The following is a 15,552-nucleotide window of genomic DNA, read 5'->3' as shown; positions in this document are numbered from 1 at the left end:
CCGCAGGTCATGCACCCTTCCGGCCGTCAGTTCCCGGGATCGGTGGGGGCGTACTCGGGCCCGTCCTCGGCGCCCTTGGCGCGCTCGTCGGGCGCGGGGGCGCCCTCGGCCGTCATCCGGGCCTCGGGGGTCTCCACCGGACGGTCGGCGCCGTCACCGCTGCCCCCGCTGCCACTGCTGCTGCCACTGCTGCTGCCGTCACCACCGCCGCCGTCACCGCGCAGGGCGGGCAGCACCTTGGTCCGGTAGGCCTCGAAGAAGGCGTCCTGGTCGGGGCCGATCTGGCCGACGTAGACCTCGTCGAAGCCGGCCCGGGCGTAGGCGCGCACCGCGCTGACGTGCGCCTCGACGTCGTCGCCGCAGACCACGGCATCGGCGACCATCTCGCGGGTGACGAGTTGGCTGGCCTGCTCGAAGTGCGCGGGGGTGGGGAGCAGTTGGGCGAGTTCGCCGGGCAGCAGCTCGGTGGGCCACTTGCGGTGCACCTCGTCGATCGCCGCGTCCCGGTCGGCGCCCCAGCAGACCTTCAGCCCGCCGACGACGGGTTTGCCGGCGCCGCCCGCGTCGCGGAAGGCGGCGACCAGGTCGGCGTCGGGCGTCATGGTGACGAAGCCGTCGCCGATCCGGGCGGCCATGGCGGCGGCCTTGGGGCCGAACCCGGAGACCAGGATCGGCAGCGGGTCCCGGGGCGCGGTGTACAGGCGGGCGTTGTCGACGGTGTAGTGCGGTCCCCGGTGGCTGGTGCGGCGGCCGGTGAACAGCTCTCGCATCACCTCGACGGCCTCCTCCAGCATCTCGGCGCGTTCCTCGAACGAGGGCCAGCGGTCGCCCAGGACGTGCTCGTTGAGCGCTTCGCCGGTGCCCACGCCGAGGGTGAAGCGGCCGTCCAGCAGGACGCTGGAGGTGGCCGCCGCCTGGGCGGTGACCGCCGGGTGCAGCCGGACGGTGGGGCAGGTCACCAGGGTGGTGACGGGCAGGTCGACGGCCTGCGAGAGGGCGCCGATCACCGACCAGACGAAGGCGCTGTTGCCCTGCGCCTCGTTCCACGGGTGGTAGTGGTCGGAGATCGCCAGCCGGGTGAACCCGGCCCGCTCGGCCCGCCGGGCCTGGTCGATCAGCTCCTGCGGGGTGAACTCCTCGCAGGACAGGAAGAACCCGTACTCGGTCATCACGTCTCCTCGGATCGGTTCGTCTCGGTGTCGGGTGCCGTCGCGCCCTCGGGCCAGGTGCGGGTGTCGCGCGGCGGCAGGTAGGGCTCCTCGTCGGGCGGGAGGCCGTGCTCGACGGCCCGTTCGCGGGCGAGTTCGGCGTCGTACTCCAGGCCGAGCAGCACGGCCAGGTTGGACAGCCACAGCCACACCAGGAAGACCACCACCCCGGCGAGGGTGCCGTAGGTGCGGTTGTAGGAGCCGAAGTTGGCGACGTACGCGGCGAACCCGCCGGAGAGGACCAGCCAGAGCAGGACGGCCAGCAGGCTGCCCGGGGAGACCCAGCGCCAGCCCCGGCCGCGCACGTTGGGCGCCGCCCAGTACAGCAGCGCGATCATCACGCAGACCAGCAGCACCAGGACCGGCCACTTGGCGATCGACCAGACCGTCAGGGCGGTGGGGCCGATGCCGAGGATGTCCCCGGCGCGTTCGGCCAGCGGGCCGGTGAAGACCACGATCACGGCGCTGGCCAGCAGCAGCACCATCAGCAGCAGGGTCAGGCCGACCCGCAACGGGGTGAGCTTCCAGACCGGCCGGCCCTCGCGGATGTCGTACACCGCGTTGGACGCCCGGATGAACGCGGCGACGTAGCCCGAGGCGGACCACAGCGCGCCCAGCAGGCCGATCACGGCCAGCACCCCGCCGGCGCCGCGCCCGTCCTGCAGCTGCTCGACCGAGCTGTGCAGCACGTCCCGGGCCGGGCCGGGGGCGAGCTGCTGGAGGTTGTCCAGCACCGTGTCGGTCGCCGAGCGGCCGAGCAGGCCGAGGACCGAGACCAGCACCAGCAGGGCCGGGAAGACCGCCAGCACCCCGTAGTAGGTGAGCGCGGCGGCCCGGTCCGGCAGCTCGTCGTCCAGGAACTCCTTGGCGGTGCGGCGCAGCACCGCCCACTGCCCGCGGGGCGGGATGTCGGTGGGCCCCTCCGGCGCGGCCCGCGCGTCGCCCGGGTCCCGCGACGCGTCCCGCGGCCCGTCGTACGACCCGTCGTGCTGCCCGTCCTGCTTGCGGTCCGGCATGCCGGTCCCCTCTCGGTCTGCTGCGGCGCGCTCAGCGGGCACGGACGGCCTCGATGACGAAGCCGCTGCGCGGGCGGGCGATCATCCGGCCCAGCGGGATGGACAGGTCCTGCGCAGGCAGGACGTACTCCAGCCGGGCCAGGCGCACCGACAGGTCCGTCAGCAGGCCGACCACGACGGCCTCGCCGGGGCAGCGGTGGCCGGTCGCCGGGTCGCCGCCGCCCTGCGGGACGAGTTTCCCGACGTCGTCGGGGTGGTCGAGGAACCGTTCGGGGCGGAAGGCGTACGGGTCGTCCCACAGCTCCGGGTCGTGGTTCTGCCCGTACAGGTCGAGCAGCACCGTGGTGCCCTCGGCGATCGGCTCGCCGCGGTGGGTGAGGTCGGCCGCGGCCAGGCCGCCGACGAAGGGGGCGAACGGGTAGAACCGGCGGACCTCCTGGGCGAACGCCTCCGCGTAGGCGGGGTCGCCGTCGGCGAGGCGGGTCCGGGTCTCCGGCCACCGGCGGGTGGCGTGGGCGGCGAACGCGACGTACCAGCAGACCGCGGCGGTGGGGCGGACCAGGTTCAGCACCTCGACGGCCACCACCCGCGACGGCAGCAGTTCGCCGTCCGCGTCCCGGTGCCGCACCACCCGGTCGACCGGGCAGTCGGGCGGCAGGCTCGCGCTGCCGTCGCGGACCTGGTCGACGTACCCGGCGATCCAGTCCTCCCGGCGGCGGCGGGCGGCCCGGGCGCGCCAGTGCCGGGGTCCCGGGGTGGCGAAGCCGTCGACCATGGCGACCAGGTCGGCGGCGAACGCCCCGGCGCCGTCCGCGGGCAGCGGCAGGCCGGCCCAGCGGCAGACGCCCTCGGTGAGGGTCCGGGCGGCCTCGTCCAGCAGCACCACCCGGGGGCGTTCGGCCCAGCCGGGCACCGCCGCGTCCCAGGCCGCGCCGACCTCGTCGACCAGGGCGCGGACCCGGGCCGGGTCGGCCAGCAGCGACACGAACATCGACTTGCGCAGCCGGTGCGCCTCGCCGTCCAGCGCGTGCACGGCGCCGTGCCCGAAGAGGGTGCTGCGCACCGGTTCGGGCAGGGCGCCCGCGCGCCGGACGTGGCGCTCGTCGTAGAAGAAGCGGACCGCCTCCGGCCCGTGCAGGGCGACCGCGGGCCGCCCCGCCAACCTGGCCCGCGTCACCGGGCCGGGTTGCCGTCGGCGCAGGTCGGGGAGCCACGCGTAGCCGCGCGTCAACAGGGGGAGGGTGCTGTCCCGCCAGGGGTGCTGTCGTCGGTCCATGGCCGTCGGCTGCCCCGGCCCGGAGATCGGAAACCGGCCCTCCCCCGGGCGGGCGACCTCAGGGCGCGAGGTCGGCGAGCAGGTAGTCGGCGGTGCCGGTGAGGTGCAGCAGGCGGTCGAGGTGGGCGGGGCGGTGCTCCAGGAGCAGGCGGCGGCCGGCCGCGTCCGTGTCGCGGCGGATCTGCAGCAGCGCGGACAGCCCCATGGAGTCGCACAGCGACATGGCGGCGCAGTCGACCCGGACCTCGTCGTACGGCGGGCGGGCGGCCAGGTGGCCGACGACCGCCCGGACGAGTTCCTCGCAGCTCTCGTGGTCGAGTTCGCCCTCCACCCGGACGGTGACGGCGCGGGGCGGGTGGGCGGGGTGCGCGCTCATGCGGGTGTTCCGGTGGTCGGGGCGGGGACCGGCGCGGCGGGTACTGCGGCGGTCAGCGCGGCGGTGAGGATCGCGACGCTGCGCGGCAGGTCGCGCAGCTGCTCGCGCAGCACGGTCAGCGCGGAGGTGAGCAGGACGTCCGGGACGGAGCGGGCGAGCAGGACGTGCCGGGTCCAGCCGGTGAACGCGGTGAACAGTTCGGCGTCCCCGGTGTAGAGGGCGACGGCCAGGTGCTCGACGACGTGGGTCAGGTCGTCGAGGGTGTGCTCGCGCTGGACGCCGGTGTAGGAGCGGACGGCGGGGTGCCGGTCGGCGAGGGCGGCCAGGACGTTGGCCACCAGGGCCCGGGGGTCGCGGCCGACCAGGGTGTACTCCTGGTCGGCGAGGTGGGGCAGGTCGTCGACGGGCTGGTGCGGGGAGGCCGGCAGCGGCAGGCCGCGGGCGAGGCGGGCGGCGGCCGTGCGGGCGTCGGGGGCCCAGGCGTCGGCGCCGAGCAGCCGGGCGTGCCGGCCGTCGGGGCCGAAGGCCGCGCCGCCGACGACGACGGGCACGCCGGCGGCCTGGGCGGCGGTGATCGCACTGTGCGCGGCGGGCAGCCGGGTGGGCAGCGAGGCGGACAGCGCGAGCACGTCGGGGGCGGTGCGGTGCAGGTGGGCGATCAGGTGGGGGGTGGGGCACTGGGCACCGAGGTAGTCGACCCGCCAGCCGCGCAGGGTCAGCACCTCGGCCAGCAGCCGGGCCGGGAAGGCGTGCCACTCGCCGTCGACGCAGGCCACCGTGATCCGGCCGGGGCGGCGGGGGGCGGTGGCGGCGGCGAACGCGGGGTGGTGGGTGACGACGGCCACCACCCGTTCGTTGACGGCGGTCGCGGCGTGCTCCTGGATCACGGTGATCCGGTCGGCCGCCCATTCGCGGCCGATCCGGGCCTGGATCGCGCCGATCACGTCGAGCAGCAGCGCCTCCGGGTGCAGGCCCTCCTCCAGCGCGGCGACGGCGAGGGCGACGGCCCGGGCCTGGTCGCCGCCGAGGACGGCCTCCCACAGCTCCTCGGTGCGGTCGGCGAGGTCGGCGCAGGTCCCGGGTGCGGAGCCGGTCGCGGAGCCGGTCTCCGGGGTGAGCGTGCCGGTCTGCGGGGTGAGCGTGCCGGTGGGTGCGTGGTCGTTCATGCCTCGGCTCCTCGCTGTCCGCCGATCACGGGGACGTGGCCGTGCGGGGGCGCGGCGATCACCATGACCGCCATGTCGTCGTGCCGGCCCTCGCGCAGCCACTGCGCGGTGAGCATCTGCACCCGTTCCACGATCGCCTCGGCGGGCAGGCCCGCGCACTCGGCGAGGGCCTGGCGCAGCCGGTCGTCGCCGAACTGCTCGTCGCCGGTCGGGCCGCCCTTGGCCTCGGTGATGCCGTCGCTGTACAGGACGCACGCCTCCCCGGGGTCGAGCAGGACGGTGTCGGTCCGGGTGGTGGCCTCGGGCAGGACGCCGACGATGCTGCCCAGGGTGGTGGACTCGGTGACCCGGCCGTCCGCCCGGACCACCATCGGCGCGGGGTGCCCGGCGGCCGAGAGCCGGACCCGGACCCGGTCGTCCTCGCGACGCACCGAGGCGAGCACCAGGCTGGCGAAGCGGGTGTGGTGGGAGGTCAGCAGGGCCCGGTTGAGCAGGTGCAGGACGCGTTGGTGGTCGTCGGCCAGCGGCAGCAGCGCGTGCAGCGTGTTGCGCACCTTGCCGGTCATGACGGCGGCCTCCAGGCCCTTGCCGCTGACGTCGCCGAGCAGGGCGAGGGTCTCGCCGCCGGGGTCGGCGGCGGGGTGGACGTCGTAGAAGTCGCCGCCGATCCGGTCGCGGTCGACCGAGGCGCGGTAGCCGCCCGCGAAGTCCACCCCATCGAGGTGTTCGAGCCGGGGCGGGAGGAGTTCGCGCATCAGCAGGTCGGTGATGGCGGCCTGCTCGGAGTACATGACGGCGGCGGAGACGGCGGCGCCGGCCCGGACGGCGAACATCCGGGCGAAGGCCTCCTCGCCGGGGGCGAACGGGCCGGCGGCCGGGGTGCGCAGCAGCACCAGCGCCCCGGCGGGGACGCCGTGCCCGGGCAGCGGGGTGACCAGCACCGAACCGACCCGGCCGAAGCCGTCGGGCACCAGCCAGTGCGGCGCCGCGCCCGGGTCGATCCAGCGCGAGGGGACCGGCGGGAACCCGCGCAGCGCCTCGGCCAGGCCGGGGACCTCGGCGGCGTCGGCCCGCACCTGGGCGTGCGCCGGTGCGTCGCCGCGCAGGCAGGTCACGAAGCGCAGCACCCGGCCCGAGCCGGGGGCGATCAGCACGGCGGCGTCGGCCAGGTGCAGCGCCGCCTGGCGGGCGGCCGTCTCCAGGACCCGGTCGGCGTTCAGCGAGGACAGCAGCAGGCCGGACAGCCGGGTCAGCAGCTCCCAGTCGTGCGGGCCGCCGTCGGCCGCCGGGGGCCCGTCCGGGCGGGTCTCGCGGGTGACGAACCACCACACCGCGCTGCCGTCGGGCCGGCGGGTGGGGTGCGCCTCGACCGCGCCGGCCACGGGGTGGGCGTGCCGGACGACCTGCGGCCGGGGGTCGTCCTCCCGCAGGTCCAGGTGCGCCCGGCGCAGCCAGGCCGGGCTGTCGCCCGGGCCGCCGTGGGGGCCGCCGCCGGGTCCGCCGTCCGGGCCCGCCAGGAGGCGGCGGGCGCTGGCGCTGGCGTGCAGGAGCCGGCCGTCGGGGTCGAGCAGCGCCACCGGGTAGGGGGAACCGGCGAGGTAGTGCCCGTCGGTGGTGGCCGCGGGGGAAGTCGAAGATGCCATCGTCCGGACCTTGACGGGTCCTCACCTCGCAATTGGTTTCCGCCGGCGCCGCCGGGCCCGTGGGCCCTTGGGGTGGGCGGGTTTGGTGCGGCCTGCGGGCCCCGGGGGGGATCCGACGGGCTGCACCCGAACCGCCATGCTACCGCCGCCCGGTGACCTGCCGGTCCGGCCGGCGGTCCCGGGGGCTGCGGGCCGTCGCCGCGGCCCCGGCGGGGGCCGGTGACGGTGGGCGCCGGGTGCCCGGGGCGGGGCCCGGGCTACCATGCCGGTCATGACCGATCACACGCACGGTGCCGCCGGGGGCACCGCCGGTGGTGCCCCCGGGGCGGGCCCGCCGGGCGTCGAGACGGTGCGGGCGCGGGGCGAACTCGACTGGGAGGACGCCCAGGAGTTCGCCCAGCGGCTGACGGCCGCGCTCGACCGCCGGCCGCGGCTGCTCGTGGTGGACCTCTCGGAGGTCACGTTCGCCGACTCCTCGGTGCTGAACGGCCTGCTCGTCGCCCGGCGGCGGATGGCCGAGGACGGCGGACGGCTGGTGCTGGCCGGGCCGCTCCAGGCGGCCGTCCGCAGACTGATCGACCTCGCCGCCGCCGGCGGCTACCTACCGGTCGCGCCGGACGTGGCGGCCGCGCTGCGCTGCGACGTGCCCGGCCCTCCGGTGTGATAGCGCGCCGTCCGGGCAGCCGACTGTCCGGAGCGCCGTTCCCCACCCCGTCCCGACCGATGCGAGGTCCTCAGATGTCCGGTGCCGAGACCGACCAGACGCGGCGGCCCGCCCTGCCCGCCCGTCCGCCGGTGTGCACCGCGGCCGAGGCCCGGGTGGCCGTCGCCGAGGCGCTCGCCGGGCACCCCGGGGCCGGGGAGCGGCTGCTCGGCGACGCCTGCCTCGCCGTCACCGAGCTGGTCACCAACGCGATCCGGCACGCCGGCGGAGTGACCGGGTTCGCCGTGCGGACGGACGACGGCGGCGTGCTGACGATCGAGGTCGAGGACGCCGCCGACGCCCGCCCGCACGGCGACGCCGCCCACCTGCAGGACCCGACCCGGCTGGGCGGCCGGGGCTGGCCGCTGGTCCAGCTGGTCAGCCGCAGCTGGGAGATCCACCCGCTGCCCGGCGGCGGCAAGCGGATCCGGGTCACCCTGACCGGCTGAGCGGCCGCGCCGGGGAACGGGCCGGAGAGCGAACGGCCCCGGCGCTCGGCCCCGGACGATCGGCCCCGGGCGTTCAGGCCAGCAGGCGGGCGAGGCTGGGGGCGAGGTCGAGGTGGGCGCTCTCGCTGCCGGGCGGCACCTCGGCGTAGGCCTCGGCGAGGAACGCGGCGACGGCGGTGCCGGGGGCGCTGATCAGCGCCCGTTCGGCCTGCGGTCCGAGGGCGCCCAGGGTGATCAGGACCCGGCCGTCCGGTCCGGGGGCGACCCGGACGTCCCCTTCGCCGACCGGCGCGCGGCGCCCCTCGGCCAGCAGGTCGCGGCCGAACCACCAGGTGATCTCCTCGCCGCCCGGGTGGTGCGGCGGGAAGGCCAGCTCCACTCCGTAGGGCAGGGCCGGATCGAAGCGCAACTGGGCCGTGACCCAGGTGTGGGGGTGGGGGCTCTCCGGGAGGGTGACGGAGAACGACCTGAACACGGCGACGGGCATGCGGGTCCCCATTCCTGTTTCCTGTTTTTCGTGCGGGTGTGCCGGTGCGGGGTGCACCCCGAGGGGGTGGCCTGGGCGGCCGGGTGTCGCCGGCGCGGCTACCCGGGACCGGGCGGTCCACGCCGGGGTTGCCGAACCGTTATCCGGAACCGGGACGTTTCGGTCCGGCACGGGCGGGCAGCCGAGGGGGCGGCCGGTGCCCGCCGGCCGCCCCCGACGTACGTGGAGAGGACTGATGATGGACATCGCCACCGGCAGCCCGCTGGACGCACACGACCGCGACACGGCCGGGGAGGCGCTGCAGGGCGCCCTGGTCGATCTGGTGGACCTGTCCCTGGTCGGCAAGCAGGCGCACTGGAACCTGTACGGCCCCCGTTTCCGCTCCGTCCACCTGCACCTGGACGAGGTGGTGGCCACCGCCCGTGACTACGCCGACCAGGTGGCCGAGCGGGCCGCCGCGATCGGGGTCAGCCCGGACGGGCGGGCCGCGACGGTCGCGGCGAGCGGCCTGCCCGCCGCGCCGGCCGGCTGGCAGGCCGACGCGGCGGTCGTCGAGTGGCTGGTGCAGGCGCTCGCGGCGGTGGTCGCCCGGATGCGCGAGCGGATCGCGAAGACCGGGGAGGCCGACCCCGTCACCCAGGACCTGCTGATCGGAGTGACCTCGGCGCTGGAGAAGCACAGCTGGATGTTCCGGGCCGAGAACCGGGCCTGAACCCGGCCCGGAAAAAAAATCCCGGCCGTCGTGCATACCGCGCGGCGACCGGGGCAGACGGCGCGCGGTGACCCGGCCGACCGGCCGGGTGCCGCGCGCCGTCGTGCGACGGCCGAGGCCCCCGAACGGGGCCTGACCAGCGAGGAGAACGCCTGATGGCGGTGGAGCAAGCGTCCGAACGGCTCGTCGAGCTGCTGACCCGGGACGATGCGGTGCAGGAGCAGTGGGTGGCGGCCGTGGCCGCGACCCTGGGCGCGCGGATCAGTCGGGCCGAGCTGGAGCGCGAGCTGTCGGACCTCTACCAGGCGCTGGTCCAGGCACTGGACAAGGGCGGGCTGGACTGGCAGGACGAGGCGTACTCGGAGGTGCGCGCCCTGCTGGTGGAGCTCTCCCGCAGCCGGGCCCGGTACGGTTTCACGCCCACCGAGACGGCCGTCAGCGTGTTCGCCTGCAAGGACGTGCTGGAGCCGACCGCGACCAGCACCGGCGAGGACATCGCGGCGTACCTGCAGCTGACCCGGCTGCTGGACGCGCTGGGCCTGTTCACCATCGAGGCGTACGCCCGCACCCGCGAGGAGATCATCAGCGCGCAGGCCGAGCAGCTGCTCGAACTGTCGACGCCGGTGGTCAAGCTGTGGGAGGACGTGGTGGCGGTGCCGCTGGTCGGCACGCTGGACTCGGCCCGCACCCAGGTGGTGATGGAGAAGCTGCTGCAGAGCCTGGTGGACTCCGGCTCCGAGCACGCCATCATCGACATCACCGGCGTGCCCGCCGTGGACACCGAGGTCGCCCAGCACCTGCTGAAGACCGTGGTCGCGGCCCGGCTGATGGGCGCGGAGTGCACGATCTCGGGCATCCGCCCGCAGATCGCGCAGACCCTGGTCGCGCTGGGCGTCCAGTTCGGCGACATCGTCACCAAGGCCACGCTGGCCGACGCGCTGCGCCACGTCCTGCAGCTCAGCGGCGCGCAGGCGCCCGCGGGCGGTGCCCGGTGAGCGACCGCGTCCCGGTCCTGAAGATCGGCCAGGTCCTGCTGGTGTCGATCCAGGTCGACCTGGAGGACCAGATCGTCCTGGACCTCCAGGACGACCTGGCCGAGCGGATCGTCGCCACCGGCGCGAACGGGGTGGTCATCGACATCACCGCGCTGGAGATCGTCGACTCCTTCGTCGGCCGGATGCTGGCCAACACCGCCGCGATCTCGCGGATGCTGGACGCCGAGACGGTCGTCGTCGGGATGCGTCCGGCGGTCGCCATCACCCTGGTCGAGCTGGGGCTCTCGCTGGGCGGGGTGCGCACCGCGCTCACCCTGGAGAAGGGTCTGGCGCTGCTGGAACGGGACCGTACCGCGCGTACGGGCCGCCCGTGACCGGGCCCCGGGTGGTGGAGAACGAGCAGACCGTGCCGATCGGGTCCAACGACGACGTGGTGCGGGCCCGGCAGACCGTCCGGACGTACGCCCAGCAGTGCGGGCTGTCGCTGGTCGACCAGACGAAGCTCGTCACCGCCGCCAGCGAGCTCGCCCGCAACACCCTGGTGTACGGCGGCGGCGGCCTGATGCGCTGCGCCGCCGTCCGCAGCGGGGCGCGGACCGGCGTGCACGCCGTGTTCGAGGACAGCGGGCCGGGCATCCCCGACCTGGACCTCGCCCTGACCGACGGCTGGACCTCCGGCGGCGGTCTGGGCCTGGGCCTGAGCGGGGCGCGCCGACTGGTCGACGAGTTCGAGCTGCACAGCGAGCCCGGCGCCGGGACCAGGGTGGGAGTGACGAAGTGGGCGCGGTGACTCCCCCGGCGGTCCCCGCGGTGGCCGTGTGCGAGGACACCCTGTGGCTGCGCCACTCGGACTCGCTGCCCGCCGCCGCCCGCAGCGCGGCCCGCCAGCTCGCGCACCGGATCGGCCTGCTGCCCGAGCGGGCCGGTGAGGCGGAGCTCGCCGTCAGCGAGGCCGCCACCAACCTGCGCCGGCACGCCGTCGACGGGGCGATGGTGCTGCGGGTGGTGCGCACCGACGCCGAGGCGGCGCTGGAGTTCCTCACCGTGGACAGCGGGCCCGGGATGGCGGACGTGCCCGCCGCGCTCGCCGACGGCTACTCCTCCGGCCCGACCCTGGGCATCGGCCTGGGCGCGGTCGCCCGGCTCGCCGACGCCTTCGACCTGCACTCGCTGCCGGGCCGTGGCACCGTGCTGACCGCCCGGTTCTGGAACCGCACCCCGTCCGGACGGGCGGCCGCCGCCGCGGGCGAACCGGTCACGGCGGGCCTGACCCGCCCGATGAGCGGCCAGGACCTGTGCGGCGACGCGTGGGCGGTGCGCCCGGTGGGGGCCCCGCTGCCGCAGGCCGCCGACCGGGGCCTGCCGGTGGCCGCGCGCCTGGACTGGTCGGTGCTGACCAACCGGACGTCCCGGACCCACTCCCCCGCCGCACCGGCCACCGGCGCGGGTGCCGTTGCCGGTGCCGGATCGGGCCCGGGGACCGGCCCCGGGGCGTTCCTGCTGATGTTCTGCGACGGACTGGGCCACGGCCCGCTGGCCGCCCGGGCCGCCGCGGACGCCGTCGCCGCGTTCCACCGCACCACGGCGCACCGGCCCGAGGACGTGCTGGCCGACCTGCACCGGGCGCTGCGCTCCGGGCGCGGCGGCGCGGTCGCCGTCGCGCTGGTCGAGCCCGCCGAGGCCCGGCTGGAGTTCTGCGGGGTCGGCAACGTCAGCGCCTTCGTGGTCGACCCGGTCGGCGGCACCCGGCGGGCGCTGCCGTCCGCCCCGGGCATCGTCGGCCACCAGCTGCCCAGCGCGCACACCGTCCGGCAGCAGCTCGCGCCGGGCAGCGCGGTGGTGCTGCACTCGGACGGGCTGACCGACCGCTGGCGGGCCCCGGACGTGCCTGGCCTCTTCTCCCACCTGCCCGTCACCGCCGCCGCGCTGCTGCTGCGCGAGGCGGGGGTGCGCCGGGACGACGCCGGCGTAGTGGTCGCGAAGGGTGCCTGGTGAACTCCCCCAATCCTCCCGCCCCGCCCGCACGGCCCGTCCCGCCGCTCCCCGAGGGGCCGTCGCTGCCCGAGGGGCCGCCCGTGCGCCTGGAGACCGTGCCGGTGGACAGCGCGCGGGACACCTTCGGGCTGCGCCGCGGCGCCCGGGCCGTCGCCGACCTGCTCGGCATGGACGGGCAGGACGCCGTCCGGCTGGCGACCGCGCTGAGCGAGCTCGGCCGGGGCCTGCTCGGCGCGGACCGGCTGACCGCCGCGTTCGATCTGCTGTCGGGGCCGCCGGCCGCGCTGCGGGTGACCCTGGCCTGGCGGGGCGGCCACCAGCTGCCCGCGGAGGCGCTGGAGGCGTCCGGCCGGCTGCTGCCCACCCACCACGAGCACGGCGGCGACAGCGGCCTGGTCCGGGTCGAGCAGCGGATCGGGCCGGTGCCCGGCGCGCTCCCGGAGCTGGCCGGACGGGCCCGCGACGTGCTGGCCGGGCACACCGGGCACACCGGGCCGAGCGCCCAGGAGGAGGACTCCCGGGCGCAGACCCGGGACCTGATCGCCGTGCTGGAGCACACCCGGGCCCAGCGCGAGGAACTGAGGCGCCTGAACAGCGAGTTGGAGGAGACCAACCGGGGCGTGCTGGCGCTGTACTCGGAGCTGTCGGAGGAGCTGGAGGAGACCAACCGGGGCGTGGTCGCGCTGTACGCCGAGCTCGACGAGAAGTCCCGGCAGCTGCGCGAGGCCAGCGAGGCCAAGAGCCGGTTCTGGGCGAACGTCAGCCACGAGCTGCGCACGCCCGTCAACGCGGTCGTGGGCCTGGCCGAGCTGCTGCGCGCCGACGCCGACGCGCCGGCCGAGGAGCGGGCCCGCCAGCTGTCGCTGATCGCGGACTCCGGCCGCACCCTGCTGGCCCTGGTCGACGAGCTGCTCGACGTCGCGAAGGCGGAGTCCGGCGCGCTGGAACCGCAGTGGGCGCCGCTGGACCTGCGCGCCGTGCTCTCCCACCTGGAGGGCACCCTGCGCGGCCTGGCCCGCCCCGGCGTCGCGCTGCGGATCGGCCCGGCGCCGGCCGGGACGGAGGCGCTGCTCGGCGACGAGACGATGCTGGTGCGGGTGCTGCGCAACCTGCTGTCGAACGCGCTGAAGTTCACCGAGCGGGGCTCGGTGCGGCTGGAGGCCCTGGTCGAGCCGGGCCCGGACGGCGCGCCGTCGCTGGTGCTGACCGTCGCCGACACCGGTGTCGGCATCCCGGCCGACCAGCACGAACGGGTCTTCGAGGAGTTCTACCAGGTGCGGGGACCGCACCAGCGGGGCCGCCGCGGCACCGGCCTCGGCCTGCCGTACGCCCGCCGGCTGACCGAGATCCTCGGCGGCACGCTGCACCTGGACAGCGAGCCGGGCCGGGGCACCACGATCACCGTCCGGCTGCCCGTGCACCCCTCGGCGCCGACCCCCGCGCCGACCGCCGGCCCGCGGCTGGCGGTGCTGGTCGCGGTCGACGACGACCCGGCGTTCCGGGACGTGCTGCGCCCGGTGCTGCGGGAGATCGCCGACCGGGTGGTGGAGGTCCCGGACGGCGCGAACGCGCTCGCCGCGATCCGCGCGGCCCGGCCGGACGCGGTCGTCCTGGACCTGCACCTGGGCGAGGTCGACGGCTACCAGGTGCTGGCCGGGCTGCGGGCCGACCCCGTGCTGCGGCAGGTGCCGGTGGTCGTCCTGACCTCCGCCTCGCTGTCCGGCGTCGACCGCGGCCGCCTGTCGCACGCCCGCGCCGTGCTGCCCAAGTCCGCCGTGGACGGCGGCCGGATCGCCGCCGCCCTGTCCGCCCCGCGCCCCGCCGCGCCGCGGCGGCCGCTCCCGCCCGAGGACGGATCGTGAGCCCCACCCTCGACGCCGGACCCGCCACCGTCCTGGTCCTCGACGACAACGACACCACCCGGTACGTCGTGGGCAGCTGGCTGCGCCGCTCCGGGCACACCGTCGTCGAGGCGGTCGACGGCGCCCAGGCACTGGCGCTGCTGGAGCGCTCCCCCGCCGCCGAGCTGCCCGAACTGGCCGTGGTGGACATCAGCCTGCCCGACATGACGGGCTTCGAGGTGTGCGAGCGGATCAAGGGCGCCCCGCGCACCGCGGCGCTGCCCGTCGTGCACATCTCCGCCACCGCGATCGAGGCCAGCGACCGCACCCAGGGCCTGCACCGCGGCGCGGACGCCTACCTGACCGAGCCGATCGACCCGGCCGAGCTCCAGGCCACCGTCACCGCCGTGCTGCGCTACACCCGGGCCCGCCGGCGCGCCGAGCGGCTGGCCGCCCGGGTCGCCGCCCTGCACCACAGCACCCTCGCGCTGTACGGCGCCACCGACCCGGACGCGCTGGCCGCCTCGGCGGCGCTGGGCGCGGTCCGGCTGGGCGCCGCCCGGGCCACCGCGATCGCGCTCGGCCCGGACCGCGACACCCTGCACCTGGCCCACCACGACCCGGACCTCCCGGACGACACCGGGGTCCGCCTGTTCGAGGCCCCGCCCGTCCTGCTCGACCTGCTCGCCCACCACACCCTGGGCGACGCCACCGGCACCGGCACCGCCCTGCTGGACGCCGAGGCGTGGGGCGCCGTGCTGGCCGACCACGGCCTGGCCGGCACCGGCCTGCCCGCCGGGCCGGTCGCGGTGGTGACGGCCCGCACCAAGCCGGGCCGGCCGCCGCTGGCGGTGGTCGTCGACGGGGACGCGGTCGCCGCCCCGGACGAGCGCGGCCTGCTCCCCCAGCTCACCCAGGCCGCCGCGCTCGCCCTGGAGGCGCAGCGCAGCCAGGCCGAGGAGCACGCCCTCGCGCTCACCCTGCAGCGCAGCTTCCTGCCCGGCCGGCTGCCCGCCGTCCCCGGCGTCGAACTCGCGGTGCGCTACGAGCCGGCCTCGGCCCGCAACGAGATCGGCGGTGACTTCTACGAGGCGATCGACACCCCGGACGGGCTGCTGCTGGCGATCGGCGACGTGGCCGGCCACTCCCTGGAGGCCGCGATGGCGATGGGCGAGCTGCGGCACGCGCTGCGCGCCTACGCGATCGAGGGCCACGACCCGCAGACCCTGCTGCACCGGTTGGACACCCTGCTGACCCGGTTGCGTCCGGGTCTGACCGCGACGGTCTGCCTGGTGCTGATCGCCCCCGACCGGCGCAGCGTCCGGGTCGCCAACGCCGGCCACCTGCCGCCGCTGCTGCGGCTGCCGGACGGCTCCGCCCGCTACCTGAGCGAGCACGGCATCCTGCTCGGCCTGAACGTGCCGCAGCCGCCGACCACCGAGTACCCGGTGCCTCCCGGCAGCACCCTGCTGCTGGTCACCGACGGTCTGATCGAGGTGCCCGGCGAGCACCTCCAGACCAGCCTGGACGCCCTGCGGGACGTCTTCGCCGACACCCCTCCGGAGCTGGACCGGGCGGCCGACCTGCTGCTGTCCTCGTTCGCCCGGGCGCAGACCGACGACGTCGCGCTGCTGATCGCCCGCCTGCACTGACCGTCGAGCCCTCCCCGCACCGTTCGGAGCTCC

Annotated in this window: 15 protein-coding genes and 1 pseudogene; 9 read left to right on the top strand and 7 right to left on the bottom strand. The window is 76.5% G+C overall.

Translation table 11 applies throughout. The features are described from left to right. Positions 1–221 precede the first annotated feature (221 nt). The 6 genes and pseudogenes from ACZ3J7_RS27760 to ACZ3J7_RS27735 all read right to left on the bottom strand — a co-directional run. Positions 222–1,169, bottom strand: a pseudogene (locus tag ACZ3J7_RS27760) (TIGR03557 family F420-dependent LLM class oxidoreductase); the annotation flags it as partial. Continuing rightward, positions 1,169–2,224: a YihY/virulence factor BrkB family protein gene (locus ACZ3J7_RS27755; RefSeq protein WP_465625644.1), complete on the bottom strand. Its 1,056-nt coding sequence runs from the start codon at positions 2,222–2,224 to the stop codon at positions 1,169–1,171. The pseudogene ACZ3J7_RS27760 and the gene ACZ3J7_RS27755, both read right to left, overlap by 1 nt. Positions 2,225–2,255: 31 nt before the next feature. Beyond that, on the bottom strand, positions 2,256–3,500 hold the full coding sequence (locus ACZ3J7_RS27750) for a cytochrome P450 (protein ID WP_465625642.1): 1,245 nt from the start codon (positions 3,498–3,500) through the stop codon (positions 2,256–2,258). 58 nt (positions 3,501–3,558) lie between these two features. Then, positions 3,559–3,876, bottom strand: a complete 318-nt coding sequence (locus ACZ3J7_RS27745) for an STAS domain-containing protein (RefSeq protein WP_465625640.1) — start codon at positions 3,874–3,876, stop codon at positions 3,559–3,561. Further along, a complete protein-coding gene (locus ACZ3J7_RS27740; RefSeq protein WP_465625638.1) occupies positions 3,873–5,042 on the bottom strand; it encodes a cobalamin B12-binding domain-containing protein in 1,170 nt (389 codons plus the stop codon). The genes ACZ3J7_RS27745 and ACZ3J7_RS27740 overlap by 4 nt, the downstream gene beginning before the upstream one ends. Then, positions 5,039–6,685 (bottom strand): PP2C family protein-serine/threonine phosphatase, encoded by a 1,647-nt coding sequence (locus ACZ3J7_RS27735; RefSeq protein WP_465625636.1) that lies wholly within the window; start codon positions 6,683–6,685, stop codon positions 5,039–5,041. Before ACZ3J7_RS27735 ends, ACZ3J7_RS27740 begins: the two co-directional genes overlap by 4 nt. Positions 6,686–6,956: 271 nt before the next feature. On the opposite strand from ACZ3J7_RS27735, the gene ACZ3J7_RS27730 reads away from it, so the two are divergent. Together ACZ3J7_RS27730 and ACZ3J7_RS27725 are read left to right on the top strand one after the other, a co-directional pair. Further along, positions 6,957–7,349: an STAS domain-containing protein gene (locus ACZ3J7_RS27730; RefSeq protein WP_465625634.1), complete on the top strand. Its 393-nt coding sequence runs from the start codon at positions 6,957–6,959 to the stop codon at positions 7,347–7,349. A 74-nt stretch (positions 7,350–7,423) separates the two neighbouring features. Then, positions 7,424–7,837 carry an ATP-binding protein gene (locus tag ACZ3J7_RS27725; protein WP_465625632.1) on the top strand — a complete coding sequence of 138 codons (414 nt, stop codon included), beginning with the start codon at positions 7,424–7,426 and terminating at the stop codon, positions 7,835–7,837. Between the two features lie 73 nt (positions 7,838–7,910). Here the strand turns inward: ACZ3J7_RS27725 and ACZ3J7_RS27720 are convergent, their stop codons facing one another. Further along, positions 7,911–8,336 (bottom strand): SsgA family sporulation/cell division regulator, encoded by a 426-nt coding sequence (locus ACZ3J7_RS27720; protein WP_465625630.1) that lies wholly within the window; start codon positions 8,334–8,336, stop codon positions 7,911–7,913. Between the two features lie 223 nt (positions 8,337–8,559). Here ACZ3J7_RS27720 and ACZ3J7_RS27715 point away from each other — a divergent pair, with 223 nt between their 5' ends. The 7 genes from ACZ3J7_RS27715 to ACZ3J7_RS27685 all read left to right on the top strand — a co-directional run bounded on the left by ACZ3J7_RS27715 (position 8,560) and on the right by ACZ3J7_RS27685 (position 15,519). Next, complete coding sequence (locus ACZ3J7_RS27715) at positions 8,560–9,036, top strand: Dps family protein (RefSeq protein WP_465625628.1); 477 nt, start codon at positions 8,560–8,562, stop codon at positions 9,034–9,036. Between the two features lie 155 nt (positions 9,037–9,191). Further along, positions 9,192–10,031, top strand: coding sequence for an STAS domain-containing protein (locus ACZ3J7_RS27710; protein ID WP_465625626.1), 840 nt, complete (start codon positions 9,192–9,194; stop codon positions 10,029–10,031). Then, entirely contained in the window at positions 10,028–10,405 is a 378-nt protein-coding gene (locus tag ACZ3J7_RS27705) for an STAS domain-containing protein (protein WP_033252802.1), read from the top strand. The genes ACZ3J7_RS27710 and ACZ3J7_RS27705 overlap by 4 nt, the downstream gene beginning before the upstream one ends. Continuing rightward, the gene (locus ACZ3J7_RS27700; protein WP_465625624.1) at positions 10,402–10,821 is read left to right on the top strand and encodes an anti-sigma regulatory factor; all 420 of its coding nucleotides are present in this window, start codon (positions 10,402–10,404) and stop codon (positions 10,819–10,821) included. The genes ACZ3J7_RS27705 and ACZ3J7_RS27700 overlap by 4 nt, the downstream gene beginning before the upstream one ends. Then, positions 10,809–12,026 carry an ATP-binding SpoIIE family protein phosphatase gene (locus ACZ3J7_RS27695; RefSeq protein WP_465625622.1) on the top strand — a complete coding sequence of 406 codons (1,218 nt, stop codon included), beginning with the start codon at positions 10,809–10,811 and terminating at the stop codon, positions 12,024–12,026. The genes ACZ3J7_RS27700 and ACZ3J7_RS27695 overlap by 13 nt, the downstream gene beginning before the upstream one ends. Positions 12,027–12,106: 80 nt before the next feature. Further along, positions 12,107–13,888: a hybrid sensor histidine kinase/response regulator gene (locus ACZ3J7_RS27690; protein ID WP_465625620.1), complete on the top strand. Its 1,782-nt coding sequence runs from the start codon at positions 12,107–12,109 to the stop codon at positions 13,886–13,888. Then, a complete protein-coding gene (locus tag ACZ3J7_RS27685) occupies positions 13,885–15,519 on the top strand; it encodes a SpoIIE family protein phosphatase (protein ID WP_465625618.1) in 1,635 nt (544 codons plus the stop codon). Before ACZ3J7_RS27690 ends, ACZ3J7_RS27685 begins: the two co-directional genes overlap by 4 nt. The last annotated feature ends 33 nt before the right edge of the window (positions 15,520–15,552 follow it).

The organism is Kitasatospora sp. NPDC015121 (genome assembly GCF_055562955.1).
This window is presented reverse-complemented; position numbering and strand designations above follow the sequence as displayed.

What these genes read in the sequence shown, in the direction of transcription:
- ACZ3J7_RS27755 (WP_465625644.1), bottom strand. Translation starts at nt 2,224, where the DNA reads ATGCCGGACCGCAAGCAGGACGGGCAGCACGACGGGTCGTACGACGGG.
- ACZ3J7_RS27750 (WP_465625642.1), bottom strand. Translation starts at nt 3,500, where the DNA reads ATGGACCGACGACAGCACCCCTGGCGGGACAGCACCCTCCCCCTGTTG.
- ACZ3J7_RS27745 (WP_465625640.1), bottom strand. Translation starts at nt 3,876, where the DNA reads ATGAGCGCGCACCCCGCCCACCCGCCCCGCGCCGTCACCGTCCGGGTG.
- ACZ3J7_RS27740 (WP_465625638.1), bottom strand. Translation starts at nt 5,042, where the DNA reads ATGAACGACCACGCACCCACCGGCACGCTCACCCCGCAGACCGGCACG.
- ACZ3J7_RS27735 (WP_465625636.1), bottom strand. Translation starts at nt 6,685, where the DNA reads ATGGCATCTTCGACTTCCCCCGCGGCCACCACCGACGGGCACTACCTC.
- ACZ3J7_RS27730 (WP_465625634.1), top strand. Translation starts at nt 6,957, where the DNA reads ATGACCGATCACACGCACGGTGCCGCCGGGGGCACCGCCGGTGGTGCC.
- ACZ3J7_RS27725 (WP_465625632.1), top strand. Translation starts at nt 7,424, where the DNA reads ATGTCCGGTGCCGAGACCGACCAGACGCGGCGGCCCGCCCTGCCCGCC.
- ACZ3J7_RS27720 (WP_465625630.1), bottom strand. Translation starts at nt 8,336, where the DNA reads ATGGGGACCCGCATGCCCGTCGCCGTGTTCAGGTCGTTCTCCGTCACC.
- ACZ3J7_RS27715 (WP_465625628.1), top strand. Translation starts at nt 8,560, where the DNA reads ATGATGGACATCGCCACCGGCAGCCCGCTGGACGCACACGACCGCGAC.
- ACZ3J7_RS27710 (WP_465625626.1), top strand. Translation starts at nt 9,192, where the DNA reads ATGGCGGTGGAGCAAGCGTCCGAACGGCTCGTCGAGCTGCTGACCCGG.